Below are 24,880 nucleotides of genomic sequence, written 5' to 3'. Positions count from 1 at the left end.
GAAACTTGCAAGGTGGAGACACATTTGAATTGGTTTGAACCAGATATGTGTGTTTCCGGGTAAGGCGGATTTATCATTGATTGATAGTTACTCTGCACTTGCCAATTAACTGCTTAACAAACTACTAAACATATTGATCAAGGAGAAGAAAATGTCCAAGAATTTGGTCTTTAAGTTGCTGGCGGTTTTGATACTGGCCAGTCTCGTTCTCACAGCATGTGGTGCAGGAGCTGACGCCCCTGCTACCGAAAAAATACTAGTTGGTATCTCCATGCCCACCAAGAGCTCAACCCGCTGGATCTCTGATGGCGAGAGCATGGTCAAAGAATTCGAGGCTATGGGCTACGATACCGACCTGCAATTTGCTGACAATGACATCCCCAACCAGCTGGCCCAGATCGAAAACATGGTCACCAAGGGTGCCAAGGTTCTCGTTATTGCAGCCATCGATGGTACAACCCTCTCTGATGTTCTCCAGAAGGCACATGATAACGGCGCCATCGTCATATCCTACGATCGCCTGATCACCAAGACCGCCAATGTGGATTACTACGCCACCTTCGATAACTTTGGCGTCGGCGTTATTCAGGGAACCCAGCTCCTCGAAGGCCTCGGCTTGAAACCCGGCGAAAAGGCCCCCGCTGGCGTTGGTCCCTTCAACGTCGAACTCTTCGGCGGCTCCCCCGACGACACAAACGCCTTCTATTTCTATGATGGCGCCATGTCCGTCATCCAACCCTTCATCGACGACGGCACGATCGTCATCCAAAGTGGGCAGACGGGCATGGACAAAGTCGGCACCTTGCGCTGGCTGGCTGCAACTGCCCAGGCTCGCATGGACAACCTTTTGAGCGCATTCTACACCGACAAGCGCGTGGATGGAGTTCTCTCCCCATACGACGGTCTTAGCATTGGTATCCTCTCCTCTCTGAAGGGTGTTGGCTATTGCACACCTGAACAACCGTGCCCTGTAGTGACTGGCCAAGATGCAGAAGTTGCTTCCGTCAAGTCGATCATCGCCGGCGAACAGACCTATACCGTGTTCAAAGACACCCGCGTTCTTGCCAAACAAGCCGCCAAGATGGCTGATCAGGCTCTGAAGGGTCAGACTGTTGAAATCAATGACACCACGACTTATGATAACCTCGTCAAGGTTGTGCCTTCCTATTTGCTGACCCCAATTAGCATTGATATTAACAATTACGAGAAAGAATTGGTAGATAGTGGCTATATCAAGGCGGAAGATCTGAAGTAGGTAGTTTTTACCCTGTGCGTGAGGATAGAAATATCCTCACGCACTTTCCTTGAAGGTTTGTGGCATATTGAACTAAAATTGTCGTATAGTAGAGTAACTTCATTCCGTGTAGATTGAGGATGAGAAGACTATGCCTGATGTCATTTTGGAAATGCGAAACATTACTAAGACATTCCCCGGCGTGAAAGCGCTTGATAATGTAAGTATTAGCGTGAGCCAGGGCGAAATACATGCTTTGGTGGGGGAAAATGGGGCGGGAAAATCAACTTTGATGAATGTTTTGAGCGGTGTCTATCCACACGGTTCGTATAGCGGAGAAATCTATTTTCAAGGCAAGGAATGTCAGTTTCGAGATATCACTGAATCTGAAAAAGTTGGACTTGTCATTATCCATCAGGAACTTGCATTGATTCCTTTTCTTTCTGTAGCTGAAAACCTGTTTCTCGGTAACGAGCGCGCCAAAAATGGTGTAATTGATTGGAATGAATCCATTTCCAGAACCGCAGAATTGCTGGATAGAGTGGGGTTGCACGAGTCGCCTAATACCTTGATCACAAACATGGGCGTGGGCAAACAACAGCTGGTTGAAATTGCCAAAGCATTGGCAAAAGAAGTTAAGCTTCTTATTTTGGATGAGCCCACAGCCTCTCTAAATGAAAACGACAGCGAGAAGCTGCTTGAGTTATTACTCCAATTTAAAGAGCACAGAATTTCCTCGATCTTGATTTCTCATAAATTAAGCGAAGTCAACAAAGTAGCCGATTCCATCACGATCCTTCGTGATGGAGCAACGATCGAAACTTTGGATTGTAAAACGGACAAGATTACAGAAGACCGGATCATTCGTGGCATGGTGGGACGTGATCTAACCCATCGCTTCCCGCCGCGCGAAAAGAATATTGGAGAAGTTATTTTTGAAATACGTGATTGGAATGTATATCACCCCATCCATGAGGATCGTAAAGTAAGTACTAATGTGAATATTAACGTCCGCAAGGGTGAAGTTGTTGGACTGTCGGGATTAATGGGAGCTGGGAGAACTGAGCTGGCGATGAGCATTTTTGGTCACGCCTATGGTACTCGTATTAGCGGCAAGGTTTATAGAAATGGGAGGGAAGTGGATATCAGCAGCATCGATAAAGCCATTTCCAATGGCATCGCCTATGCAACAGAAGACCGCAAAGCGTATGGGCTGGTTTTGATCCAGCAGATCAAGAATAATATTACTCTGGCAAATCTGGAAGAAATTTCCAGGAATCAAGTGATCAATGAGCCTCAGGAAATGAGGGTTACCAGTGAATATCGAGATAAACTTAATATTAAGTGTTCCAGTATTCAGCAACTGGCTCTTAATCTTTCAGGTGGCAATCAACAAAAAGTGGTGCTGAGTAAATGGTTATTTGCAAGTCCGGAAATTCTGATCCTGGATGAGCCCACGCGTGGTATTGATGTGGGGGCGAAGTACGAGATTTACACCATTATCAACCAACTGGTCAGCGAAGGAAAAGGGATCATCCTGATCTCCTCAGAATTGCCGGAGATCTTGGGAGTTTGTGATCGTATTTACGTGATGCGCGACGGCAAAATTGTCGGTGAAATGCCGGCAGGCGAAGCGTCTCAGGAAAAAGTAATGAAATACATTATGACACGACAACAGGTAGTGGAACAATGAAAACTCTGGCAACACTTTTCAAGAGCAATGTTCGCGAATATGGCATGTTGATCGCGCTGATTGCGGTCATGCTGTTCTTCCAGCTTCAGACCGGCGGCGTACTGATGAAGCCCGTGAATATAACCAACCTTGTTCTGCAGAACAGCTATGTCATCACTATGGCATTGGGCATGTTGTTAATTATCGTTTCGGGCTGGATCGACTTATCCGTAGGTTCGGTTGTCGCCGTTGTTGGCGCGCTTGCGGGTGTACTGATCGTCAGATATCATGTCAATTGGGCGGCGGTCGTTGCGATTTCCTTGCTGGTCGGCGCGGCGATTGGCGCCTTTCAAGGTTATTGGGTTGCGTATTTAAAAATCCCATCCTTCATTGTCACTTTAGCGGGTTTTTTGATGTTTCGAGGTTTGACAATCGCTCTGCTTCGGGGAGAGTCGGTAGGACCTTTTCCGAGAGGATTTCAAAATATCAGCTCCGGGTTTATTCCAGACTTTTTTCACAACGAAGGATTGCACATTACGACTCTGCTGATCGGTGTAATACTTTCCGTTTTATTGATTTGGCTGGACATGCGTGCCAGGAAAAACCAGCAAAAATATGGATTTGAAGTAACGCCATTCTATTTTTTTGTGGTCAAACAGATTGCCATCACTGTGGCGGTCATGGGCTTCTCGTATTTGATGGCTTCCTACAAAGGCCTTCCAAATGTATTGATTCTCCTTTTCGTGCTGATAGCTGCGTATACTTTTATGACCAGTCAAACGGTAATAGGTCGCCGCATTTATGCAATGGGTGGCAATGTAAAAGCTGCCATGCTCTCTGGTGTCAATACGACGCGCTTGTTATTTTATACGTTTGTCAATATGGGTGTTCTCGCCGCTCTGGCAGGTTTGATCGTTGCAGCCCGCTTAAATAGCTCCACACCCAATGCTGGGGATGGTATGGAGTTAGACGTTATTGCCGCTTGTTTCATCGGTGGCGCATCGCCTACCGGCGGTGTCGGCAAGGTCATCGGTGCTGTTGTAGGCGCTTTTCTTATCGGCGTTTTGAATAACGGCATGTCCATTATGGGAGTCGGGATCGATTGGCAGAAGGTTGTCAAAGGTATTGTGTTGTTGCTTGCGGTTTTGTTTGATGTCTACAACAAGAACAAGAGTGCATAGTTACAACGCACCAGATGTAATTATTATATACAAAGATTACCTCGTTTACACTAACAAAGAAATCATCTGCAAGTTTAATTAATTTAGAGAAAAGAATAGTGTGTAATTCTCACAGCGAATTGAGTTTTCGTAGTTAATGTGTTGCCAGAGGATATGCAAATGGAAGACGCACTGAAGCAGTTACTTCAAGAAGAACAGGAACTTCAGTTTACAAATTTCAACGAGATCACTGCCTGGCAACTTGGCAATCAGATGGTGGGGCATGCCATGCGCGAGAATCTACCTATCACTATCTTAGCCAAGGAGCAATAAGATGGCATTAAATCCAGTCATTGACATGTTGGGGCGTCGCTTGCGATTGGCCGTTATCGGCGGCGGGACGGGGTCGTTCATCGGCGCGATGCACAGGCAATCGGCGCGGCGCGATGATCGCTATCAGATTGTGACAGGCATCTTTTCGTCGGACCAGGCCAAATCGAAGAAAGATGCGTTGGAGTTGGGCGTGGAGTCTGATCGCATTTATTCCAATGTCAAGCAACTACTCGAGGTCGAATCATCCCGCCAAGATGGCATTGATGCAGTCGCCATTATGACTCCGAATGACAGTCACTTCGAGTATTCGATGTGGGCGCTCGAACGCGGCACCGATGTCATCTGCGACAAGCCGATGACCAATACGCTTGATGAAGCTGAAGCTTTGCATAAGAAAGTTCAAGAGACCGGACTTGTCTTTTGCCTCACCCACAATTACACCGGTTACCCGATGGTGCGGCAGGCGAAGGCGATGGTGCTGGATGGACAACTCGGAACAATTCGTTTGATTCAAGTTGAATATGTGCAGGGCGGCAAAGCCGATGAATCGAAACCGATGCCCGATGTGATGACGTGGAAGTATGACCCTGTGCGCGGCGGCCCTTCGCGTGTGATGGGCGACATCGGCACACACGCGCACAACCTGACTCGCTTTATTACCGGTTTGGAAGTGGACGAAGTCTCTGCCGATATTGGAGCCATCGTGCCCAACCGCCTCATTCATGACTTTGGCGGGGCACTGCTCCGATTCAATAATGGCGCCCGTGGAAGTTTCTGGGTGACGCAAGCTGCCGCTGGTGTGGAGAACTGTTTGCGAATTCGTGTGAGCGGCAGCAAAGGCACGCTCGAATGGATGCAGGAATTTCCGCAGGCGCTCACATTCAAACCGTTGGATGCGCCATCGCAAAATCGCACACCAAACGGGCCGGGCACACTGCCCTTATCGGCGCGTTGCACGCGACTCGTTGCAGGTCATCCCGAAGGATTCCCCGATGGCTTTGCAAATATCTACTCGGACGCAGCCGAAGCCATCGCCGCGCGCCGCGCTGGCCAACAAGCTGACCCGCTTGCACTGTACTTCCCCAATTCATTCGATGGCTTGATGGGCGTTCGCTTTGTGGATAGCGTGATCGCCTCAAGCAATGCCAACGGGCAATGGACGAAGTGCTAATGAGCGACCACAGACGATGGACAACAGACGGTGGTCAATGGTCTATCGTCCATCGTCAGAACGAAAGTAGGTAGCCATGCCCAACACTATTCTAGTCACTGGCGCAACGGGCAAGGTGGGCAGGGTATTCATTAATCGCCTGTTAGCAGATCCAAAATTCGATACTTTCACGGTGCACGCGTTGTGCCATAACCGCGAGCTTGAAACAAATTCACGTATTCAAAACATTCATGGCTCCATCGAACATTGTGACGTTGTTGAAAAAGCAATGGATGGTGTGACGCACGTTCTGCATCTAGCAACCGTCAAAGAAACGCCAGAGCAAATTATGGATGTGGCGGTCAAGGGTTTGTTCTGGTTGCTCGAGGCATCCCGCACCAACAAGACCTTCAAGCAGTTCATCATGGTCGGCGGCGATGCGGGCATGGGGCATTTCGTTTATCCCCATCCGATTCCCGTGACCGAAACTCAAAAACATTCCGCATACCCTGGCTGTTATGCGCTCTCCAAAGTTCTTGAAGAAGTGATGCTTGAACAATATTACATTCAGTACGATCTCAATGGCTGTTGTCTGCGTGCGCCGTGGATCATGGAGAAAGATGATTTCAAGTATCAACTTTCTTTCGGTGAGGATGTTTTTGGCGGGCCACGTTGGCGTGATCTTGTTGACGAGAAACTTGCGGATGAATATGCACGAACGCAAACCATTCCGGTCATGCTTGACCCACAAGCTGTTCCCGTCAAAAGAAACTTTGTCCACGTTGACGATTTGGTCAGTGCCCTCCTGCTGACAATTGATCATCCCAAAGCACAACAGCAACTCTTCAACATCTGCATGGATGAGCCCGTCGATTATGGCGAGGTGGGGAAATATCTGAATGCAACGCGCGGATTGACTACTGTTGAAATCAAAACCGAATATCACTCCACATGGCTCGATAACAGCAAGGCAAAATTTTTACTTGGCTGGCGACCTGAATATGACCTGAAGAGAATGATTGATTCAGCGTTTGATTATGTGCGGGCAGAGGATGACCCGCGCAAGGTTTGGTATCCAGGATAAAAGTACCGCGACACATCGTACCCTTGTGGTATTCATGTCGCGAACGCCATCATTGGTAGGAGATAAATATGACTGACATCCAAAAAGCAATCAAAAGCGGAAAGACCATTCTTGGCATCGAGCTTGGCTCGACTCGCATCAAGGCGGTGCTGATTGGTGAGGATCATATGCCAATCGTATCGGGAAGCCATGAATGGGAAAACCGATATGAACACGGCATCTGGACATACAGTCTTGATGATATTTGGGCAGGCTTGCAGGAAAGTTACCGAAATCTCAGCAAAGAGGTTCTTGAGAAGCACAACACTCCGCTCAAGACCATTGGTGCCATCGGCTTCAGCGCCATGATGCACGGCTATATGGCATTCGATAAAGATGGAAACTTGCTCGTCCCGTTTCGTACATGGCGAAATACCATTACTGGACAGGCATCAAAGCAACTCACCGATCTATTCCAATTCAATATTCCCCAGCGTTGGAGCATTGCACACCTCTATCAGGCGATATTGAACAAGGAACTTCATGTCAAAGACATCAGCCATCTGACCACGCTGGCAGGCTATGTCCATTGGAGGTTGACGGGGCAAAAGGTGTTGGGCGTTGGCGAAGCATCGGGCATGTTTCCCATTGATAGCAAGACCAATGATTACGAAGAAGGTATGATCAAGTTATTCAACGAACAGCTCAAAGCAGAAAACATTTCGTGGAAACTTCAGGACATCCTGCCCAAAGTCCTTGTCGCTGGAGATGCCGCAGGCGTTCTGACCCAAGAAGGCGCAAAACTGCTCGATCCCACGGGAGGACTACAAGCGGGTATCCCGCTCTGTCCACCTGAGGGTGATGCAGGCACAGGCATGGTAGCGACCAACAGCGTCGCAGTGCGAACAGGCAATGTTTCCGCAGGGACGTCCGTCTTTGCGATGATCGTTTTGGAAAAGGCTTTGTCGAAGTTATATCCTGAGATCGACATGGTGACGACGCCCACAGGCAAGCCTGTCGCCATGGTGCACAGCAACAACTGCACATCCGACCTCAATGCGTGGGTTGACGTATTCCAGGAATTTACCAAGGTGCTTGGTGTGGATATTAGTGAATCCAAATTATATGAAACGCTGTATCAAAAAGCGCTCACAGGCGATGCGGATGCGGGCGGGCTGCTTGCCTACAATTATTTTTCGGGCGAGCACATCACGCACTTTGAGGAGGGTTGCCCGCTGTTCGTCCGTAGGCCCGAAAGTCGTTTTACACTTTCGAACTTCATACGTGTGCATCTGTTCTCAGCGCTCGGTGCATTGAAGATCGGCATGGACATTCTTTTTGAGCAGGAACAAGTGAAGATCGACCAACTCCTCGGTCACGGTGGCTTCTTCAAAACAAAAGAAGTGGGTCAAAAGATCATGGCAGCGGCGATGAATGTCCCCGTTTCCGTGATGGAAACCGCAGGCGAGGGCGGCTCATGGGGCATTGCATTGCTCGCATCCTATATGCTTCATAAGTCAATGAATGAACCCTTAGAAGCCTATCTCTCGGACAAGGTCTTTGCAGGGGAAAATGGCATGACGATAGTTCCCGATCAAAAGGATGTTGATGGCTTTACGGCGTTCATGGAACGCTACAAAAAGGGGCTTGTCATCGAAAGAGCCGCCGTGGATGGGTTGAAGTAAAAGGTAGGTCACGTTTGTAACGTGACCGTCACGCTAAAAGCGTGACCTACGAATCGGAGAAATCATGCTTGAGAAAATAAAAGAAGAACTTGTGCAATTGCATCTCGAATTACCAAAGAACAACCTCGTTGTATGGACGGGCGGCAACGTCAGCGCGCGGGATCCTGAGACAGGATTGGTCGTGATTAAAGCGAGCGGAATCCGTTATGAGGAGATGCGTCCGCAGCATATGGTGGTGGTTGATATTGATGGCAAGCTGGTCGAAGGTGATTACAAACCTTCATCGGATGTGTATAGCCACTTGTACATTTATAAACATCGTGAGGATGTGGGTGGCGTGGTGCATACACATTCCGTTTATGCCACGGCATTTGCGGCTGTGAATAAACCCATCCCTGTAGTGTTGACCGCGATTGCAGATGAATTTGGCGGTTCTATTCCATGCGGAGGGTTTGCTTTAATCGGCGATGATGCGATTGGGAAAGTCGTTGTGGAAAGCATTGGCAAATCCCCTGCAGTATTGCTCAAAAACCATGGTGTGTTCACCATTGGGAAAAATGCAAAAGCAGCGGTCAAAGCGGCGGTGATGACAGAAGACAATGCCAAGACGGTCTGGCTGGCAATGCAGATCGGTGCGCCCGATGTAATTGCAGATGAAGACGTGAAGAAGTTGCATGATCGGTATATGAATGTGTATGGGCAATAACACTCAACGGATGGCTTCGCAAAGCGGATGCACGAATTTTGGCAAACGGATTCTTTCACGGACACACGGACCAAAACGGATGTATAACTCTGCGATCTCTGTGGCAAATAATTCAAGGAGATGAATCATGATCGATCTACAACAATATGAAGTCTGGTTTGTGACGGGGAGTCAGCATTTGTATGGTCCTAAAACACTGGAAACCGTTGCCGAACACTCGCGTGAGATCACCGCAGCTTTGGGCGCATCCGCCCATGTGCCTGTGAAAGTTATTTTCAAACCAGTGTTAACCACGCCTGATGCGATCCGTGATCTGTGCCTCGAAGCCAACACTACAAAGGCTTGCGTTGGTCTAATCACATGGATGCATACTTTCTCACCCGCCAAAATGTGGATCGCGGGCCTGAGTCTGTTGAAGAAACCATTCCTTCACTTACACACTCAATATGGTCGTGAGATTCCATGGGGGACGATTGATATGGATTTTATGAACCTCAATCAATCCGCACATGGTGATCGCGAGTTTGGCTTTATCGGAAGCCGCATGCGACTCAATCGCAAGGTGGTTGTCGGTCATTGGCAGGATGATGAGACTCAAAAAGAGATCGGCGTATGGGTGCGCGCGGCGTGTGCATGGGCAGATGCGCAGGGCATGAAGATCGCACGCTTTGGCGATAACATGCGCGATGTGGCTGTCACCGAGGGTAACAAGGTCTCAGCACAGATTCAACTTGGGTATGATGTCTACGGCTATGGCGTGGGCGATCTGGTCAAGTCCGTCAATGAAGCCAGCGATGCTGAGGTTGATAAACTGATTCAAACTTATCTCGATGAATACGATGTGGGCGCTGAACTCAAACCCGGCGGCGCAAAGCATGATTCCATGCTGGATAGCGCTCGCATTGAGATCGGTCTGCGAAACTTTTTGAGCGCGGGCAACTTCAAGGCATTTACTACCACGTTTGAAGATCTACATGGTCTCGCACAACTACCTGGTCTTGCAGTTCAACGTCTCATGCGCGATGGCTACGGCTTCGGCGCGGAAGGTGATTGGAAAACCTCTGCTCTTGTCCGCGCAATGAAAGTGATGAATGTTGGGCAAACAGGCGGCGTCAGCTTCATGGAAGATTACACCTATCACTTCAGCGCCACTGGCGACAAAATCCTCGGCGCACACATGTTGGAGATTTGTGAATCAATCGCGGTGGGCAAACCGAAACTGGAACTTCATCCGCTCGGAATCGGCGGGAGGGCTGACCCTGTTCGATTGGTCTTTGACTCACAGACAGGCATTGCTGTCTGCGCCTCTATCATGGATATGGGGGGACGCTATCGTCTTGTAGCCAATGTTGTGGATGTAGTCCCAACCGATGCGCCGCTTCCCAAACTCCCAGTGGCGCGGGCGCTATGGGTTCCACGACCCAGCCTCAAAGTCGCGGCAGAAGCGTGGATTTACGCAGGCGGCGCCCATCACACAGGCTTCAGTTACTCTGTCACACCGGAACATCTGCGTGACTTCGCTGAGATGGCAGGTATTGAATTCCTGCTCATTGATGAGAATACCAAAGTGGATGAGTTCAAAGAAAAACTGCGCTGGAACGATTTGTACTACCACCTGAACAGGGGCCTGTAGTTTTTGGACTGATCAAATAACAAAGTGCCGCTTGTCATTCGTTAGCAAGCGGCCTTTTTGAAACCAGAGAAATTGTAATGAAGAAGAATATTTTGAAAAACGATTTCCTTCAGATTGAGTACTTGACCGATTTCATGCGCATCATTGGTCTCACACCCGCTGGCAAAACGAATCTGCTGGCAGACCTCCGTGATTATGCGCCCGTTCCAACACCCTATGGTGACTTCCACTTTCGCGGCGGGCATCGCTTATGGCATTCGCCCGAAGCCATGCCCCGCACCTACATCCCTGATTCGCCTATCGCCATCACAGAACTGCCTGATGGCCTCCTGCTTGAATCACAAACCGAACCTGGCACAGGGATTCGCAAACGCATCTTGATTCGCCTCGCGCCGGATAAACCCTCTGTGACCCTCACCCATACCCTTATCAATGATGGCATGTGGGCGGTGGAACTCGCGCCATGGGCCATTACACAATTCCGTTTGGGCGGTACAGTGATTTTACCGATGCCTGTTGGAAATGTGGATGCGGCGGGACTGGTGCCCAACCGACAACTATCACTTTGGCCCTATAGTCGCATCAAAGATCCTCGCCTGAGCCTGCATGATGATTTCATCCTTTTTCAAGCTGAAGCCTTGCCACCCTTCAAAATGGGTTACTTCAATCCACATGGCTGGCTGGCCTATTACGTGGACGGCATTCTGTTCCGTAAGACCTTCACATCACAGATCAATGTGACCTACCCCGACAATAATTGCAATGCCGAGATGTACTGCAACGAGCACTTTGTGGAATTGGAAAGTCTTGGCTCGCTTGCAAGGCTGAACCCTGGGTCATCTGTAACTCATATAGAATCATGGGACGTGACTATTGGAACCGCATCCCTGCCAATTGGCGCGCAAAATTTGCTTGCTTCTCTCTAAAGCTGTATGAGAAGTTCTCCAACGCGGCATATATTTGATATATGGGTATAAGACCTATTAATTTAGTACCACATAGGTTTTACAGATTGTCTACTAAAAAGCCGTTCCCTTCAAGTTGGGAATGGCTTTTCGTTCTTCGGGTCGGGCTAAAAATGTAATCTTCAACTGGTCACTTGATCTCCCCTAGCTTTTTTATGTCGCTTATATTTTCACTTGACCCACATCCACATCCCGCAAGGCGCATGCCATCGTAGACTTGGCAGATAAAGGCAATGAAGAAAACATGGTGCCTTCTTAATCTTAGCTCCCGTGATTTGCTGCCAAGACTTGTCCGAAGCTTGGTATTGCAAGTTGTCTGAAAAGTCTGTCCATCTCTTCCGCTGTACAAGGCATATCCTGCTCAACCCACCATACCAATATGCCCATCAACGCACTGACAAAGTAATGCGCCGCAATTTCGGATTCGAGTGAACCGTACTTCTCATGTGACCTCAATATTTTGAAAGACTCGTGCATATTAGCAACCATATCATTGTGGGCAGGTTTGGTGAATAAACCGTGTACATGAGCAAACACATAATCGTACACGGGCTTGGCGAATATGCCATAACCATGATTCCCCAGCATGGGTTTGAAGAAGCGGTGATTTTGCCCAATAAACTGAAACAAGCTAAGTGTTGGGGAAAATTCGTGAGTTAGATTCATGATGTCAGTGTTCCCCAAGTTTTTCTTTGTATCCAGGAATTGTTTTTCATGTTGCCCGAAGAGTTCATCGAGACGATCAAGAATGCTGTGTAACAGTTGATCCTTATCCTGGAAGTGAGAATAAAATGTAGAACGTCCTACATTGGCTGTTTCCAGAATTTCTCGAATCGAGACTGATTCGTAACTCTTTTGTGCGACTAACTCAATCAAAGCATCTTGCAGGAGTTTTCGAGTCTTCTGCACCCTTCGGTCAAGATCGTTTTGGGGCATATCTTTCACCTCTTTCCATACAATTTCCGTATTTTAGTTCATAAGTGAACTTTTCTTGATGATTTGGTTGTTGACCAAATCCTCCACACACTATAACATTGCAGGACAAAAAGTTCAATAACGAATTAAAAATTCTGATAATTGTAAGAGGAATAACTATGCAAACCTATCCAATACAAAAAATAAGAACCAAAAAGCAGGTACCACAACACCACGGGGACTATATCATCGACCTGCACCAGATGCAGAAAGACTACGAAACTCCCTCCGGATCCTTTACGGCCCTTCAAGACATCAACCTGCGTATCCAGACAGGAGAGTTCGTTGCCATCATCGGAAAATCCGGCAGCGGCAAGACAACATTACTGAACCTCCTGGCAGGTATTGACCGGCCGACAAAAGGCGAAGCCATTATCGCTGAAACCAATCTTGGTTTACTTACGGAGTCGGGGCTGGCAGAATGGCGAGGAAGGAATGTAGGATTGGTGTTCCAGTTCTTCCAATTGCTGCCGACATTGACAGTGGCCGAGAACGTGATGCTACCGATGGATTTTGCAGAGATCATCCCGACAGCCAAACGCCGATCCAAGGCTCTGGAACTTTTGGAACTTGTGGATATTCGGGATCAAGCGGACAAGTTTCCCGTTACCCTTTCAGGCGGACAGCAACAACGGGCAGCGATTGCACGCGCGCTTGCCAACGATCCGCCGATCCTGATGACTGATGAACCAACTGGAAATCTCGATGAGGCGACCAGAACCTCAGTCCTGGAGTTGTTCACCAAATTGAACGCCGATGGGCGCACGATCATCATAGTCACTCACGAGCGCGATATCAGCGCTTACACAAACCGACAGGTGACGCTGGTAGACGGCCGCGTCGCCGACGATGTAAAAAGGTGAGGCTGTCATGACACCATTACTCTTTATCAAATTACTGCGCGATATTCAAACAACTTGGGAACGGATGGTTATGATGGTTATAGCCATTAGCGCCAGTTTGATCGTCTTTAGCGGTATGTTGTACGCACGTACCCTGGTGCTGTCGAATACAACAGGTGGATACATGAGCACAAATCCCGCCTCCGCTCGGATCAGGCTGGAGCCGGGGATCATGCCCGACAAAACGGATGAGTTCATTGTCGCGGCAAAAGCCGAACCTGGAGTGATCGATGCGACGATGCGTCAGATAACAAACGTCAAACTTCAACAGGAGAGCGGCGGTTTGAAATCCCTGCAGCTCTTCGTGGCTGCGGCTGACGACCCGATGCGCATCGCCACTTTCAAAATTGAACAAGGTGGTGATTGGCCACCTCAGCCCGGCAGTATTCTGTTGGAGCGTTCGACGATTGAATCGCTTAATCTGATTGTAGGCGATAAGGTCGCTGTCCTTGGTTTCGACGGCCAACCTAAGCAGTTAATTGTGACGGGCATCGTGCATGATCAAAGCCTGGCACTGGCAGGTCAAAGCGCGGGTGTTGGATACATTCAGACAGATACGTTACCGGTCCTGGGCAAACCACCTGCCCTTGACCAGTTGCTGATCACCGTTGCCGGCCAGCCCGGGTTGGAAGTTCAGAGCCGGGATCGAGATGTGGTTGTGCGTACTGCACTCGGTCTCGTTGACCGGCTCAAAGCAATGCCCGGAATCACCATTAAACAGGTGGCGATCCCAACACCGTATGAGCATCCTCATCAGCAAATATCGAATACGTTGCTCAGCACACTGACGGCTTTTGGCCTTTTGTCGCTCCTCTTGAGTTCCATCCTGATCGCCACGATGTTCAATGGCCTGCTGACACAGCAGATCCCCCAGATTGGCATGATGAAAGCGATTGGCGCCCGTTCCAGCCGCATCATGCAATTGTATGTCATCATGGTGCTGCTCGTGTCAATCCTGGCTACGGCTCTGGCATTTGTCCCGGGGATGTTCCTGGGTCGCACCCTGGCGCAGGCGATGCTCAGCAGCGCGCTGAATATTGACGTCGCCGGCTTAAGCGTACCATGGGAGATGTTTGCCATCGTCATACTTGCCGGGATATTCGTTCCACTGCTCATTGCAATCCCTCTGTTACTGCGAGCCGGCCGCCGAACGGTACGCGAAGCGCTGGATGAGCATGGAGTTGCAGAACAGCCGGGGCGCATCACAACCGGATTGTTAAGTTGGTTGACGCGGCTGCGCAATGTTGATCGCATCATCATGGGCGCGTTTCGCAATCTCTTTCGCCGCCAGGCACGATTGTTTCTGTCCGTTGGATTACTGGCGATCGGTGGAGCGATATTCGTCAGCGGTTTCAACGTGATGGCAGGCTTCCAGCAGATTCCATATACGATTTATGATGAGCAACACTGGGACGTTGAGATCCGGCTTGATCAACCTGCATCCTCCAGTGAGGTAGCTGCGATTGTGGAGAAAGTCTCCGGTGTCAGCCGTGTCGAAGGATGGGACATCATTACGACGAGCATCCAGAATGTGGGCGAAATAAACGTGACGCACACCTACCCGGATCAAGGACACGGCTCACTGGGGCTCAGCGCTGTTCCTGCATCGACCTCCATGCTGATTCCTCCACCCATCACGGAGGGCCGTTGGCTTAGCCCGGATGACACAGATGCCGTTGTGCTGCCAGTGTCCATTCTCAAGACCATGCCAGACGTGAAGGTTGGCGATAGCGTTCAGCTATCGGTGGAGGATCGCCCGACGACCTGGCGTGTCATTGGGCTGGCAGGCGGGATGGGAGGCAGTTGCCCATGTGTTACCCAGCAGGGCTATGAACTTGCAAGCGGCCGAGAGAATCAGTCCAACACCATCCGAATTATCATCAATCGACGTGCTCAGGACGAGCGTGTCTCCATCGGGCAGGCAGTTGCCCGTGCGCTCACCGAAGCCGGAGTAGAGGCTCAGGAGCCGCGCACCATCGATGCGATGGTTGCATCCACTGAGGAACATTCCGGCATCCTGGTGGGAGTAATTTTGCTGATCGCATCCACAATTGGCATCGTCGGCCTGATCGGTCTGAGTTCGACCATGAGCACCAATGTCATCGAGCGTACGCGCGAGTTCGGCGTGATGAAAGCCATCGGTGCCAATGACTCTACCATCCGGCGCCTGGTGGTGTTCGAGGGTGTCTTTATTGCGGTGGTAAGTTGTGTGGTTGCAGTCCTTCCTGCTTTTGCCCTCACCTGGGCGATGGCGGCGGGTCTTGGCAATTTGTTCCTTGGCTCACCTATCCCGTTCGAGTTGTCTGCCGTGGGAATCGCCATCTGGATTCTCGTGGTCATCGTGGGAGCGGCACTGGCGACTCTGGTGCCAGCCTCCCAAGCCGCCCGTCTGACCGTTCGTGAAGCGCTCGCATACTTGTGAAGTGGAAAAAATCAGGAGAAAAATTAGATGAACAAAAAAGTTGTTACCATCATCGTTGTGATCGTTGTAATAGCATTGTGTGTATTGGCAGCGATCTACTCGCCAGGCCTATTGGATGCCATGATGCGCCTTCACAATAGCATTCCTCGGCCTCACTAACAGACTAGCCATCAAGTCAATGAATCAACACGCGATAAAGAAGAAGGCAAATGCAAAAGGAAATTTACCATGAGTAGCTTCGATCAAACCGCAATTGAGCACACTTATCAAAATTGGGCCAAGGTCTACGATTTGTTGACCCCAATTTATATCCTTGGAAATGAGAAACGTCTCCGCAGGGAAACCATCGGTTCTCTTCACCTACAATCCGGTCAAACGGTTCTCGACATCGCCTGTGGAACAGGGCGGAATTTCCCACTGATTCTTGAAAAAATCGGTCCTTCTGGCAAGCTCGTAGGGGTGGATTACACCTCTGCCATGCTGACCAAGGCCCGAGAGCGCGTTAAACGCGAAGGATGGCTAAATGTCGAACTTATCCGAAGTGATGCAGCTCTCATTAACCTGAAACCCAAGTTCGATGCTGCTCTATGTACTCTGGCGATGGGCGTTATTCCCGATTATCGCGGTGCGCTGGACCGGATGGTGACACACATTAAACCAGGTGGATGGTTGGCAATCGGAGATGCCAAACGTAGTTCTGGCTGGAATGGTTTTATATTCAACTGGCTGGCAGAATTATTAAGGTATGGCGCGGCTGAAGTGATGTCGCGACGGCCATGGGAATCGTTGCAACCGCTGCTTGGCGATTTTCATTACAAGGAGTGGTTTTCGGGTTTCTTCTATGTAGCTTCGGGCCGCGTCCAAAATACCTGAATCCTGCCGCACAAGCAACAACAATTTCACCGATGAAATTATAATGAAGAAATGGATGCATGGCAGGAGGAACAGGAGAAATTTAAGGATAAAATGGAGGTCTACCAGGAAGACATAACCGAATTAGAGGCAAGCGAGCAGTTGCCGTGGGTGCTGCCGAGTCTGTCATAGATAATTTCAAGGATGATTTTGGATGGACCTTCATCAACTAGGAAGATAGGGATGCTTATCTAAAAACCATCGTTGGCACCTGGGCGGCTCAAATCATCCATCATTGCCATCATGTTCGCTGCCACTGTCTTCATGCAAAAACGAAGGGAAGCAGCCTAAGGGCGATCTTCCTTTATTGATTCACTCATGAAAAGGTCCCGCACGTTTCTTCTTGTCAAACCTGCGGGACAAAATTTTACTAACCATGACTGACTTTCCAGGATCGCCCTCGCCTCTCTCCCAGCCCCTACTTGATACTGACCTACATATCTGGTACGCCCTTTTGGAGGGTTCCCCTGAAGAATTATCGCGTTTTTTTTCAGTTCTCTCACCTGATGAAAAAGCGCGCGCCGAACGATTTTATTTTGAAAGAGATCGGAATCGCTACATATTTGGGCGCGGAATCTTGCGGACACTCTTGAGCAGCTACCTGGGGGTAGAGGTCTCAAGAATCGTATTCATCTACGGGCCATATGGCAAGCCCGCATTGGAAACAGAAATCAAGAATAAGGCACTAAAATTCAATCTGTCCCATTCTCATGACCGCGCAGTGTACATCTTTGGCTGGGATCGCCTGGTAGGCATTGACCTTGAGCATATTCGCCCAATGCAAAACGCCGACGACTTTGCCGAACGATTCTTTTCCGCTCGTGAGAGTGCATTGATAAATTCACTTTCCGGTGACAAAAAATGGGATGCATTTTTCAAGCTTTGGACCTGCAAGGAGGCTTTCCTCAAAGCCAACGGCAGCGGGCTGAGCGTACCCTTGAACCAGGCCGAAGTATCTCTGAACGCTGACGGCTCCGCGACATTAACGTCCATTGGCGGAGATTCAGAACAAGCCATCCTCTGGCGCTTGGTGCCCTTCAACCCAGTAATTAACTATCAAGCCGCCATCGCCGTCGAAGAACATGAAAGCCATGAAGGAAAAGTGATATTTCAGAATTACAACAATAGTTCGAGCTAAAATGGATCCGAAGTTGCACATATCGGATATACGGGTATAAATTCAGGCCGGCTGGATTGAATTAGCGCAAGTCATCTGAATAAAAAGAAGACAGGCTGAGTTTTCAGCCTGTCTTCTTTTTATTTCATACTACTCAGATAAAACTTACACTTTATTTGAGCGTACGGATAAACGAAATAACCTGCCAGATCTGTTCATCGGTTAAAACGCCCTTCCATGCAACCATGGATGTGCCTTCTTTTCCGGTGTTAACACGCCAGAATAGATAATCATCGCCAGCAGTGGCTTGTAATTCAGCAAGATTTTTGGGAGCAGGGTCAAGCGCGGCACCGGCAGGACCGTCACCGTGACCCTGGGGGCCGTGACAGGATTCGCAATTAACCTTGAACACAGTCGCACCGGCAGCCGCCGCATCTGCATCAAGGGGATTGGTCGTGCCAGCAAACTCGGAAGGAACAGGAGCCAGCGTAGCAACTGCCTCTGCACCGCCTCCACCGCCACAAGCTGCCAGAACGAGCGCAATCAAAACCATTACGGGAAATAAGACTTTCTTCATCGAGACCTCTCCAGTTATTTCATATTAGGAATGTGGACATATTATATGAACTTTGTATGATCGCATCAGTAACTTAAGTTACAAACGACTTTATCTCTCTTCAACATTCTACTAGTACCCGCCGCGATTTTCTTTGCGCTGGGACAATGACGAATCGGTGAATCATGTGATAATTTGACCGACAGGGTCTGGGAGTGTGCATTTTGCTTCAGCCTAAGAACGGGATAAAATTTGACCTATGTCTGGCATTATGATTAACGGACTTCAAGATCATTTTCGAAAAACGGAGAAACATGAAAAAGATACACATCCTATTTTTAGTTTTAGTTCTTCTTATTCCTACGGCCATTGCCTATGCTAATGGTGAATTTGACTACATTGTAATTAGAGGCCCTGGCATTACAGGCGACATCAATGTATCCAATCCCTTGTTCACGCAGGATCATTTTGTGTTTGCAGATTTTTCACAGGGCAGTATTGATCCGCCCGCTGACCCTGGCGCAGGCTATCAAATTGTGCGGATGTATGTGGATGGCAGCAAAGGCGTGCCATATGATCAATTGCATTACTATCCATACACAGGGTATGTGTATTACGATGGCATCGTCAACGGTTTCACTGAGGACGGCGGAAAATGGTACACTGCGAACCCAGACATTGAAGAACCTTTTCGCGCCATCCTCGCTGAAGATGCGCGGCTAACATGGATTCCCTTTGCGATATTGGCTGTTTTGCTGATCGGTTTCTTTATTGCATATCAAATGAAGCCAAAACAAAAGAATTAAAAGAGTCATGTCGTTGTGAGGATGGTGTTCTTCCACCCGACACTTGCGCCGCACGCCAGTGCGGTGAGCAATCTCACACACAACGAGGAGATTGCTTCGTCGCCTTAGTACAAGAGCGGCTCCTCGCAACGACATCAGCTTCTTAGTATGGTTTTATCTTACTTCAACCGTGTTACTTTTATCATCATAATTAAACACGATCACCTGTGACACATCGAAGACAACCTCATCTGAGAAAACTGTTCGGAAATCACTCCCATCATCTTTTAGCAAAATCTCAATTTGATGTGTGCCAGGTGTAAGCGGCAGGAATTCAAGCGTTGAGATACGGCCATTCCCACTCAAGCCTGAAGGCTGGTAGGTTTTATCAAGGATCACATCACCATCAACCAGCACGCGGACCAGAACGGGGAAATGCTCACCGCCGAATATCTTTTCCGCATCCGCGCCTTCAGGCAGGGTTACACCTGGGGGAATCGCGGCAGCAGAAATCTTTCCTTTTAGATCAAGCGCGACCCGCATGGCCGCCCCATCTGCTGTGGACATACCCGCAGGAATATCAAGCGGAATGGCCAGCGCAAAGATGGCAAATAATAGTATTGTCCCAATCAATACGCTGACGATGGAAGGTATTAATTTATTGCGATTCTTCACGGGCGGCAAAACAGGCGCGCTCTTTTTTGCTTGTGTTTCAGCACTATGCAGGTTATTCAGAAAACTCGTCACTGCGTTTGAATCGCCAGGCGTTTTCTCGAGCCAATGCAATCCCTTTGTGATTAAAGCGGGGCGCAAATGTAAACGGTTCAATATCCAGTGTGCGTCTTCACGATACACGCCGTCATCATACGGGGACGAAAGCAGGATAACATCGCGCACGCCTTCATTATTCAACGACTTGATCCATTCAATATTGACTGTGCTAATGGATGGCAGTACAGCCGTGATAACGCGCGCCGAATCGCCCGCGCCCCAGCCTGCTACAGTTACAGGAGCATTATTCCCGCTGACAGTTAACTGCGCGGGCAATCCGCCCAATGCTTCATCACGTTGACTTGCAAATAAAACCGTCACGGGATGTCCATCGTTTTTCTCGCGATGAAGCGCGCCTTTCACAACACCAAAGACAGCATCTCCGTTATAGCCGCCCTTCAAATCAATTGCATCTGTAGGACATGCGCCCACGCAGATTCCACAAGCGGTACATTGAGAATTATTAATAATGGCAATTTTATGATATCCAGAAGAATCATTTCGGTCAGTCATGCGGATCGCGTCAAACGGACATTCGGCGTAGCAGATGTTACAGCCAGTACACTTTGGATCGGTAACAGTGGCAGGCCCCAGGTCACGCCCGGATGCGAGCCAGGGGAGCAGGAACAAACTGCCGCCGACGAGAATCGCAAGTCCCCAGAAAATTGCGTTGCCCCATAGATCGATCAAAGGCAAAAAGCCAAGATACAACGCATCCATCGGCACAGATTTTATGAGATGTGATAAGTCTGCGGGCGCGGAGGATAGGGCGGGCTTGATGAGTGATAAAACCACGAGACCAACAATAGCTTGAATGCTAACCCAACGCGGCGACCACCAGCGCGCGCGAGAGAGTCGCAAACTGTGAATATAAATTCCGAGAAAACTGATCAACGGCAGAAAAACATGCAGGAAGAGAATGATGACGAAATTTGAAAAAGTCCGTGAGGCGAGATCAGGCGCGACATATGTGAGACCCGATGTGCCTGGAAGACCCTGCATCATATACTCGGTCATCCATTGCGCGCGTTGATCCCAGATGAGCCAATAGCCCATCGTGCCTGTCAACCAAACCATCGCGAGCATGAGCCAGCCACTTGTCCACGCCAGCCAGCGTTGACCCCAGAAACGGTCGCTGACCAATGATTTGAATAAATGCAAAACGATGAGCACGATCATGCCGTCAGAAGCGTAACGATGGACGCTGCGCATGAGGGAACCAAACCAATTGGAATCAATCTTATCTACGGTGGCATATGCGACATCGAGACCTGGGCGATAGATGAGTGTAAGATACGTGCCCGTTGCGATCAGCACGATCAACATGAAAATAGTCAGCGTGCCGAGATGATAAAAAGGATTGAAATCCGATTTTGTGAATCGGTTAATAAGTCCTTCGAACAAAGTCCATAGTTTTTCGAGGCGGCGAAGGAAGCGGCGTTTTGCATACAAGTTAGGGGTCATGTATTAGGGTTCCAGGTTCTAAGTTTATGTCGGTGGTCGAGTAGTTCCGAACGATAGTGAGGAACATATCGAGACCACCCATTTCATGTTTACTTAAAATCATTTATTTGATGGTTAAGTGGTAGTTTCGATACGGCGGCAGAAGTTAAGTTGTCTTGCAAAGGCGTGTTGAACCCCGCCGCCTACTCAACCACCGTGTCATCAAGTAATTCAAAGTTATTCATTTTCATTGCATTAGCTGTGACAAAGATACTGCTCAGCACCATTGCCAGCGCGGCGAAGACAGGTTTCATCAAGCCAGCCATTGCGAGTGCAATTCCGATGATGTTGTAAATAAAAGCCCAGCCGAGATTTTGTTGAACGCGTTTCATGGCTTCACGCGAAAGATCCATGAGCCACGGAATCACGCGCAGGTCTTCACGCATGAGCACAATATCAGAAGCAGTGCGTGCCACATCAGTTCCGTGGTTCATCGCAAGCCCCACCGTCGCAGCGGCAAGCGCAGGACCATCGTTAATCCCATCACCGATCATCGCAGCATCATTTTGTAAATAAGACATTTTCTCCTCGGGGCTGAGCGCGGCATGGACGGGAATGCCAAGTATGTTTTGCCAGCGCGTCCCCGCTTGTTTTTCATCGCCTGTCAACACACCGAGCGAAAGTCGGCGTGATTGCAATTGAGTCATCACCTCACCCACTTCACTGCGGATGGTTTCTCCCAAGCCGATCAGCCCGATGACCTTTCCTCCCCAACCAGCATAGACAACAACCTGACCCGCTTCTTTCCACGCCTCAGCCTGCTTCTCCAATCTGACGGAAAGAGTCAACCCCTGAGCAAACATGAAGCGCGCGCTCCCAATGGCTATTTTCTCTCCATCAAGTTTTGCGATCACACCCATGCCAGGCAAGGCATTGAATTCTTCGGGTTTGGATAATTTTATTTTTTTCGCTCGCGCAGAGTCAACGATTGCCTTTGCCATCGGGTGTTCGGAAGCATTTTCAATTGAAGCGACAATTTGCAAGAATTCTTTTGAATTATCCGACAGCAAGCTGTCGGACTCCAGAGTAAAGACATTGAGAACCTGCATTGGTAATTTGGTCAGTGTGCCTGTTTTATCGAAGAAGACTTTTTTCACACTTGCCAGTCTTTCGAGGGCGGCGGTGCTGCGCAAGATCACACCTGATTCGGCGGCACGTCCCAAGGCCAGCCAAAGCGTAAGAGGTGTTGCCAACCCAAGCGCACACGGGCACGCGATCAGTAAAACAGATAGCGCAACCAGCAAGCCAGTTTCAAATCCTGAAAAATAATTCCAAATCAAAAAAGCAATCGTCGCGAGAGCCAGCGCAATCGGCGTCATCCACGCGGATAATTTGTCGGCGAGTCTTTCAATGGGAGAACGATTCCACAAAGCTTCGTGCAAGAGCCGTCCAATTTGACCTGCGGCTGTCGAGTCACCTACCGCAGTTGCGATCACTTCAAAACTTCCATCAAGGCTGATTGTCCCCGCTTTGACTGCATCCCCTTCGCGATGGGTTACGGGTCTCGGCTCACCTGTTAGCAAAGACTCGTCCACATCCCCTTCGCCAATTGCGATCAAGCCATCCACAGGAAAACGGTCACCGGGCCGCACACGCACCCGTTGACCAGGTTTCAATTCACTGACAGGCACTGACTTATCCTGCTCGCCAGTCACTATAATTGCCTGATCGGGAATCTGCTCCAGCAATCGCGCCACAGCCTTACTGCTGGATTTATGCGCCTGCATTTCCAGCCAATGTCCAATGGAAACCAAAAAGATGAGCATCGTAGCTGTATCGAAATACAATCCGCCAGTGCCAGAGATAAAGTTGCGCACAGATAAAGCGAATGCAGAGAATGTGCCAATCGCGATCAATGTGTGAATGTTGGGTTGTAAACGAAACAGACTCGCGAGTCCCGCACGCAGAATGGGCAAGCCAAGCAAGATCAAAACAGGCAGGCTTGTAACCAACATCATCAACTGGAAGAAATCAACCAGCCATTGTGTTTCGGGCGAGGCGAGGCCGAGAAGTTCGCGTCCGTAGATTCCTGCGCCGACGACCATGTCATGCAAAACCATCACGCCGCCAATCAGCAAACGTGTGTAAAAAGATTCTTCTTCATCGTGCGGTTTCTCGTTTGGCAGTGTCGCTTGATAACCCAGCGAACGCACGCGCTTTATTATTTTCCGCGCATCCAATAGCGACGCGTCATAAGTTAGGTTTGCCTGTTTCTGGATAAAACTGACTTCGGCACTAACTACACCAGGTGTACGCCTGAGTTGTTCACTCACCAGCCACGCGCAGGATGAACACCACATGCCGCCCAATGTGATGACGACCTCCGCGCTTCCTTCCACGCTCTTGGCCTGATTCGGATTAATGGACATTGCTGACGCCTCAGCCAACAACGCCGCCACCTCGCGGCACGATGGACAGCAGAAAGCATCCCCTTGCGTGTTTGTCAGAGGATGGAACGTCGTTAATTCACACAGCGAACAAGTGACGAGGGTTTTGGATTTAGATGGAACGGCAGTGGTTGCAAGATTCATAAATAATATCTGTTTTATTGGTAGTCTCGATACGACGGCGGAAAAGCATCGCCGTCTACTCGACCACCAGAATATATTTTTACCAAAACATTACTGAGCCAAACATGAAATGGTCAACCCAGCCCAGTGAAGCAAATCCGCGCATGGCGAATTGGAAGCCGAAGAACATCATTACCAATGATGCTAGACTGCGCGGCCACATACGTGAGGTCATTTTATTTGCAAGCCAGCGAACCATGAATAAACTTGGAATGGTTGCGATGCCGAAGATGAACATGGTCAATGCGCCTTGAAGCATATTAGTCGAAGCTGCCGCCATGAGGAGAGCCGTCAGGACCAGGCCGCAGGGGAGGAATCCCCAAAGGAGACCGAGCAGGTACGAGGTAGGGAGCGAAGCGGATTTGAATCCGCGCATGGCTTTGCCCCAGCGTTGGATCAATCCAGAAAATAAAATTTCGGGCGAGGGAGTTAATCCAATAAAAGCGGAGGCCATATAAAAAGCGATGATTGCAAAAAGAATCGAAAGAGTTGCCTGGAGTTTTTCAAATGACCAAAGTGTTTGGCCCAATGCGCCCGCAAGCAAGCCAAGCAGCGAGTAAGTTGTCACACGGCCTACATGTGCGAAGACCCATGCAAATTTATTTTTAAAAACGGGCTGCCTGTCAAAAAGCAAGACCACGGCACTACACATCCCCACACAATGGCCGAGACTTCCAAGTAAACCAAGAAAAAGAGGCGCGATCATTAATACCTTTAAAGTAAATCATCGGAAGCCGTTGAATGGCCTCCGATGATTTACAAATTG

At 49.2% G+C, this 24,880-nt stretch carries 22 protein-coding genes; 16 read left to right on the top strand and 6 right to left on the bottom strand.

Going from position 1 to position 24,880, the window contains the following annotated elements; genetic code table 11:
* Positions 1-151: 151 nt before the first annotated feature.
* The 8 genes from chvE (at position 152) to AC14M5_RS20250 (ending at position 9,003) form a co-directional block, all read left to right on the top strand.
* Complete coding sequence (gene chvE / locus AC14M5_RS20285) at positions 152-1,255, top strand: multiple monosaccharide ABC transporter substrate-binding protein (protein ID WP_484031537.1); 1,104 nt, start codon at positions 152-154, stop codon at positions 1,253-1,255.
* 130 nt (positions 1,256-1,385) lie between these two features.
* Complete coding sequence (mmsA, locus tag AC14M5_RS20280) at positions 1,386-2,927, top strand: multiple monosaccharide ABC transporter ATP-binding protein (RefSeq protein ID WP_484031536.1); 1,542 nt, start codon at positions 1,386-1,388, stop codon at positions 2,925-2,927.
* Complete coding sequence (mmsB, locus tag AC14M5_RS20275) at positions 2,924-4,087, top strand: multiple monosaccharide ABC transporter permease (RefSeq protein WP_484031535.1); 1,164 nt, start codon at positions 2,924-2,926, stop codon at positions 4,085-4,087. Before mmsA ends, mmsB begins: the two co-directional genes overlap by 4 nt.
* A 159-nt stretch (positions 4,088-4,246) precedes the next feature.
* Entirely contained in the window at positions 4,247-4,399 is a 153-nt protein-coding gene (locus AC14M5_RS20270) for a hypothetical protein (protein WP_484031534.1), read from the top strand.
* Position 4,400: 1 nt separating this feature from the next.
* A complete protein-coding gene (locus AC14M5_RS20265; protein ID WP_484031533.1) occupies positions 4,401-5,570 on the top strand; it encodes a Gfo/Idh/MocA family protein in 1,170 nt (389 codons plus the stop codon).
* A 76-nt stretch (positions 5,571-5,646) separates the two neighbouring features.
* Positions 5,647-6,633, top strand: coding sequence for an NAD-dependent epimerase/dehydratase family protein (locus AC14M5_RS20260; RefSeq protein ID WP_484031532.1), 987 nt, complete (start codon positions 5,647-5,649; stop codon positions 6,631-6,633).
* 68 nt (positions 6,634-6,701) lie between these two features.
* On the top strand, positions 6,702-8,297 hold the full coding sequence (locus tag AC14M5_RS20255; protein ID WP_484031531.1) for a xylulokinase: 1,596 nt from the start codon (positions 6,702-6,704) through the stop codon (positions 8,295-8,297).
* Positions 8,298-8,361: 64 nt separating this feature from the next.
* Positions 8,362-9,003, top strand: coding sequence for an L-ribulose-5-phosphate 4-epimerase (locus AC14M5_RS20250; RefSeq protein ID WP_484031530.1), 642 nt, complete (start codon positions 8,362-8,364; stop codon positions 9,001-9,003).
* A 3-nt stretch (positions 9,004-9,006) separates the two neighbouring features.
* On the opposite strand, the gene AC14M5_RS20245 is transcribed toward AC14M5_RS20250, so the two are convergent.
* A complete protein-coding gene (locus AC14M5_RS20245; RefSeq protein ID WP_484031529.1) occupies positions 9,007-9,132 on the bottom strand; it encodes a hypothetical protein in 126 nt (41 codons plus the stop codon).
* Here AC14M5_RS20245 and araA point away from each other — a divergent pair.
* Both araA and AC14M5_RS20235 read left to right on the top strand, forming a co-directional pair.
* Positions 9,131-10,636 carry an L-arabinose isomerase gene (araA, locus tag AC14M5_RS20240; protein ID WP_484031528.1) on the top strand — a complete coding sequence of 502 codons (1,506 nt, stop codon included), beginning with the start codon at positions 9,131-9,133 and terminating at the stop codon, positions 10,634-10,636. The two genes, AC14M5_RS20245 and araA, sit on opposite strands and share 2 nt — an antisense overlap.
* A 77-nt stretch (positions 10,637-10,713) precedes the next feature.
* Positions 10,714-11,562 carry a hypothetical protein gene (locus AC14M5_RS20235; protein WP_484031527.1) on the top strand — a complete coding sequence of 283 codons (849 nt, stop codon included), beginning with the start codon at positions 10,714-10,716 and terminating at the stop codon, positions 11,560-11,562.
* A gap of 300 nt (positions 11,563-11,862) precedes the next feature.
* Here the strand turns inward: AC14M5_RS20235 and AC14M5_RS20230 are convergent, their stop codons facing one another.
* Positions 11,863-12,537, bottom strand: coding sequence for a TetR/AcrR family transcriptional regulator (locus tag AC14M5_RS20230; protein WP_484031526.1), 675 nt, complete (start codon positions 12,535-12,537; stop codon positions 11,863-11,865).
* Positions 12,538-12,695: 158 nt separating this feature from the next.
* Between AC14M5_RS20230 and AC14M5_RS20225 the strand changes: the two genes are divergently transcribed.
* The 5 genes from AC14M5_RS20225 to AC14M5_RS20205 all read left to right on the top strand — a co-directional run bounded on the left by AC14M5_RS20225 (position 12,696) and on the right by AC14M5_RS20205 (position 17,950).
* Complete coding sequence (locus AC14M5_RS20225; RefSeq protein WP_484031525.1) at positions 12,696-13,439, top strand: ABC transporter ATP-binding protein; 744 nt, start codon at positions 12,696-12,698, stop codon at positions 13,437-13,439.
* Between the two features lie 7 nt (positions 13,440-13,446).
* Complete coding sequence (locus tag AC14M5_RS20220) at positions 13,447-15,900, top strand: ABC transporter permease (RefSeq protein WP_484031524.1); 2,454 nt, start codon at positions 13,447-13,449, stop codon at positions 15,898-15,900.
* Between the two features lie 27 nt (positions 15,901-15,927).
* Complete coding sequence (locus AC14M5_RS20215) at positions 15,928-16,059, top strand: hypothetical protein (RefSeq protein ID WP_484031523.1); 132 nt, start codon at positions 15,928-15,930, stop codon at positions 16,057-16,059.
* A gap of 69 nt (positions 16,060-16,128) precedes the next feature.
* Positions 16,129-16,773 (top strand): class I SAM-dependent methyltransferase, encoded by a 645-nt coding sequence (locus AC14M5_RS20210; RefSeq protein ID WP_484031522.1) that lies wholly within the window; start codon positions 16,129-16,131, stop codon positions 16,771-16,773.
* A 415-nt stretch (positions 16,774-17,188) separates the two neighbouring features.
* Complete coding sequence (locus AC14M5_RS20205) at positions 17,189-17,950, top strand: 4'-phosphopantetheinyl transferase family protein (RefSeq protein ID WP_484031521.1); 762 nt, start codon at positions 17,189-17,191, stop codon at positions 17,948-17,950.
* Positions 17,951-18,101: 151 nt separating this feature from the next.
* Here AC14M5_RS20205 and AC14M5_RS20200 read toward each other — a convergent pair whose 3' ends face one another.
* Complete coding sequence (locus tag AC14M5_RS20200; protein ID WP_484031520.1) at positions 18,102-18,506, bottom strand: c-type cytochrome; 405 nt, start codon at positions 18,504-18,506, stop codon at positions 18,102-18,104.
* Between the two features lie 293 nt (positions 18,507-18,799).
* Here AC14M5_RS20200 and AC14M5_RS20195 point away from each other — a divergent pair, with 293 nt between their 5' ends.
* Positions 18,800-19,291, top strand: coding sequence for a hypothetical protein (locus tag AC14M5_RS20195; protein ID WP_484031519.1), 492 nt, complete (start codon positions 18,800-18,802; stop codon positions 19,289-19,291).
* 153 nt (positions 19,292-19,444) lie between these two features.
* On the opposite strand, the gene AC14M5_RS20190 is transcribed toward AC14M5_RS20195, so the two are convergent.
* From AC14M5_RS20190 to AC14M5_RS20180, 3 genes are all read right to left on the bottom strand, one after another.
* Positions 19,445-21,505, bottom strand: coding sequence for a 4Fe-4S binding protein (locus AC14M5_RS20190; RefSeq protein WP_484031518.1), 2,061 nt, complete (start codon positions 21,503-21,505; stop codon positions 19,445-19,447).
* Positions 21,506-21,687: 182 nt separating this feature from the next.
* Positions 21,688-24,075: a heavy metal translocating P-type ATPase gene (locus AC14M5_RS20185; RefSeq protein WP_484031517.1), complete on the bottom strand. Its 2,388-nt coding sequence runs from the start codon at positions 24,073-24,075 to the stop codon at positions 21,688-21,690.
* A gap of 79 nt (positions 24,076-24,154) precedes the next feature.
* On the bottom strand, positions 24,155-24,820 hold the full coding sequence (locus AC14M5_RS20180) for a sulfite exporter TauE/SafE family protein (RefSeq protein WP_484031516.1): 666 nt from the start codon (positions 24,818-24,820) through the stop codon (positions 24,155-24,157).
* Between the last annotated feature and the right edge of the window lie 60 nt (positions 24,821-24,880).

It is taken from the genome of Candidatus Villigracilis sp., from assembly GCF_057083605.1.
This window is presented reverse-complemented; position numbering and strand designations above follow the sequence as displayed.

What these genes read in the sequence shown, in the direction of transcription:
- AC14M5_RS20215 (WP_484031523.1), top strand. Translation starts at nt 15,928, where the DNA reads ATGAACAAAAAAGTTGTTACCATCATCGTTGTGATCGTTGTAATAGCA.
- AC14M5_RS20235 (WP_484031527.1), top strand. Translation starts at nt 10,714, where the DNA reads ATGAAGAAGAATATTTTGAAAAACGATTTCCTTCAGATTGAGTACTTG.
- AC14M5_RS20210 (WP_484031522.1), top strand. Translation starts at nt 16,129, where the DNA reads ATGAGTAGCTTCGATCAAACCGCAATTGAGCACACTTATCAAAATTGG.
- AC14M5_RS20185 (WP_484031517.1), bottom strand. Translation starts at nt 24,075, where the DNA reads ATGAATCTTGCAACCACTGCCGTTCCATCTAAATCCAAAACCCTCGTC.
- araA (WP_484031528.1), top strand. Translation starts at nt 9,131, where the DNA reads ATGATCGATCTACAACAATATGAAGTCTGGTTTGTGACGGGGAGTCAG.
- AC14M5_RS20270 (WP_484031534.1), top strand. Translation starts at nt 4,247, where the DNA reads ATGGAAGACGCACTGAAGCAGTTACTTCAAGAAGAACAGGAACTTCAG.
- AC14M5_RS20205 (WP_484031521.1), top strand. Translation starts at nt 17,189, where the DNA reads ATGACTGACTTTCCAGGATCGCCCTCGCCTCTCTCCCAGCCCCTACTT.
- AC14M5_RS20195 (WP_484031519.1), top strand. Translation starts at nt 18,800, where the DNA reads ATGAAAAAGATACACATCCTATTTTTAGTTTTAGTTCTTCTTATTCCT.
- mmsB (WP_484031535.1), top strand. Translation starts at nt 2,924, where the DNA reads ATGAAAACTCTGGCAACACTTTTCAAGAGCAATGTTCGCGAATATGGC.
- AC14M5_RS20225 (WP_484031525.1), top strand. Translation starts at nt 12,696, where the DNA reads ATGCAAACCTATCCAATACAAAAAATAAGAACCAAAAAGCAGGTACCA.
- AC14M5_RS20190 (WP_484031518.1), bottom strand. Translation starts at nt 21,505, where the DNA reads ATGACCCCTAACTTGTATGCAAAACGCCGCTTCCTTCGCCGCCTCGAA.
- AC14M5_RS20230 (WP_484031526.1), bottom strand. Translation starts at nt 12,537, where the DNA reads ATGCCCCAAAACGATCTTGACCGAAGGGTGCAGAAGACTCGAAAACTC.
- AC14M5_RS20200 (WP_484031520.1), bottom strand. Translation starts at nt 18,506, where the DNA reads ATGAAGAAAGTCTTATTTCCCGTAATGGTTTTGATTGCGCTCGTTCTG.
- mmsA (WP_484031536.1), top strand. Translation starts at nt 1,386, where the DNA reads ATGCCTGATGTCATTTTGGAAATGCGAAACATTACTAAGACATTCCCC.
- AC14M5_RS20180 (WP_484031516.1), bottom strand. Translation starts at nt 24,820, where the DNA reads ATGATCGCGCCTCTTTTTCTTGGTTTACTTGGAAGTCTCGGCCATTGT.
- chvE (WP_484031537.1), top strand. Translation starts at nt 152, where the DNA reads ATGTCCAAGAATTTGGTCTTTAAGTTGCTGGCGGTTTTGATACTGGCC.
- AC14M5_RS20260 (WP_484031532.1), top strand. Translation starts at nt 5,647, where the DNA reads ATGCCCAACACTATTCTAGTCACTGGCGCAACGGGCAAGGTGGGCAGG.
- AC14M5_RS20220 (WP_484031524.1), top strand. Translation starts at nt 13,447, where the DNA reads ATGACACCATTACTCTTTATCAAATTACTGCGCGATATTCAAACAACT.
- AC14M5_RS20265 (WP_484031533.1), top strand. Translation starts at nt 4,401, where the DNA reads ATGGCATTAAATCCAGTCATTGACATGTTGGGGCGTCGCTTGCGATTG.
- AC14M5_RS20250 (WP_484031530.1), top strand. Translation starts at nt 8,362, where the DNA reads ATGCTTGAGAAAATAAAAGAAGAACTTGTGCAATTGCATCTCGAATTA.
- AC14M5_RS20255 (WP_484031531.1), top strand. Translation starts at nt 6,702, where the DNA reads ATGACTGACATCCAAAAAGCAATCAAAAGCGGAAAGACCATTCTTGGC.
- AC14M5_RS20245 (WP_484031529.1), bottom strand. Translation starts at nt 9,132, where the DNA reads ATGATTCATCTCCTTGAATTATTTGCCACAGAGATCGCAGAGTTATAC.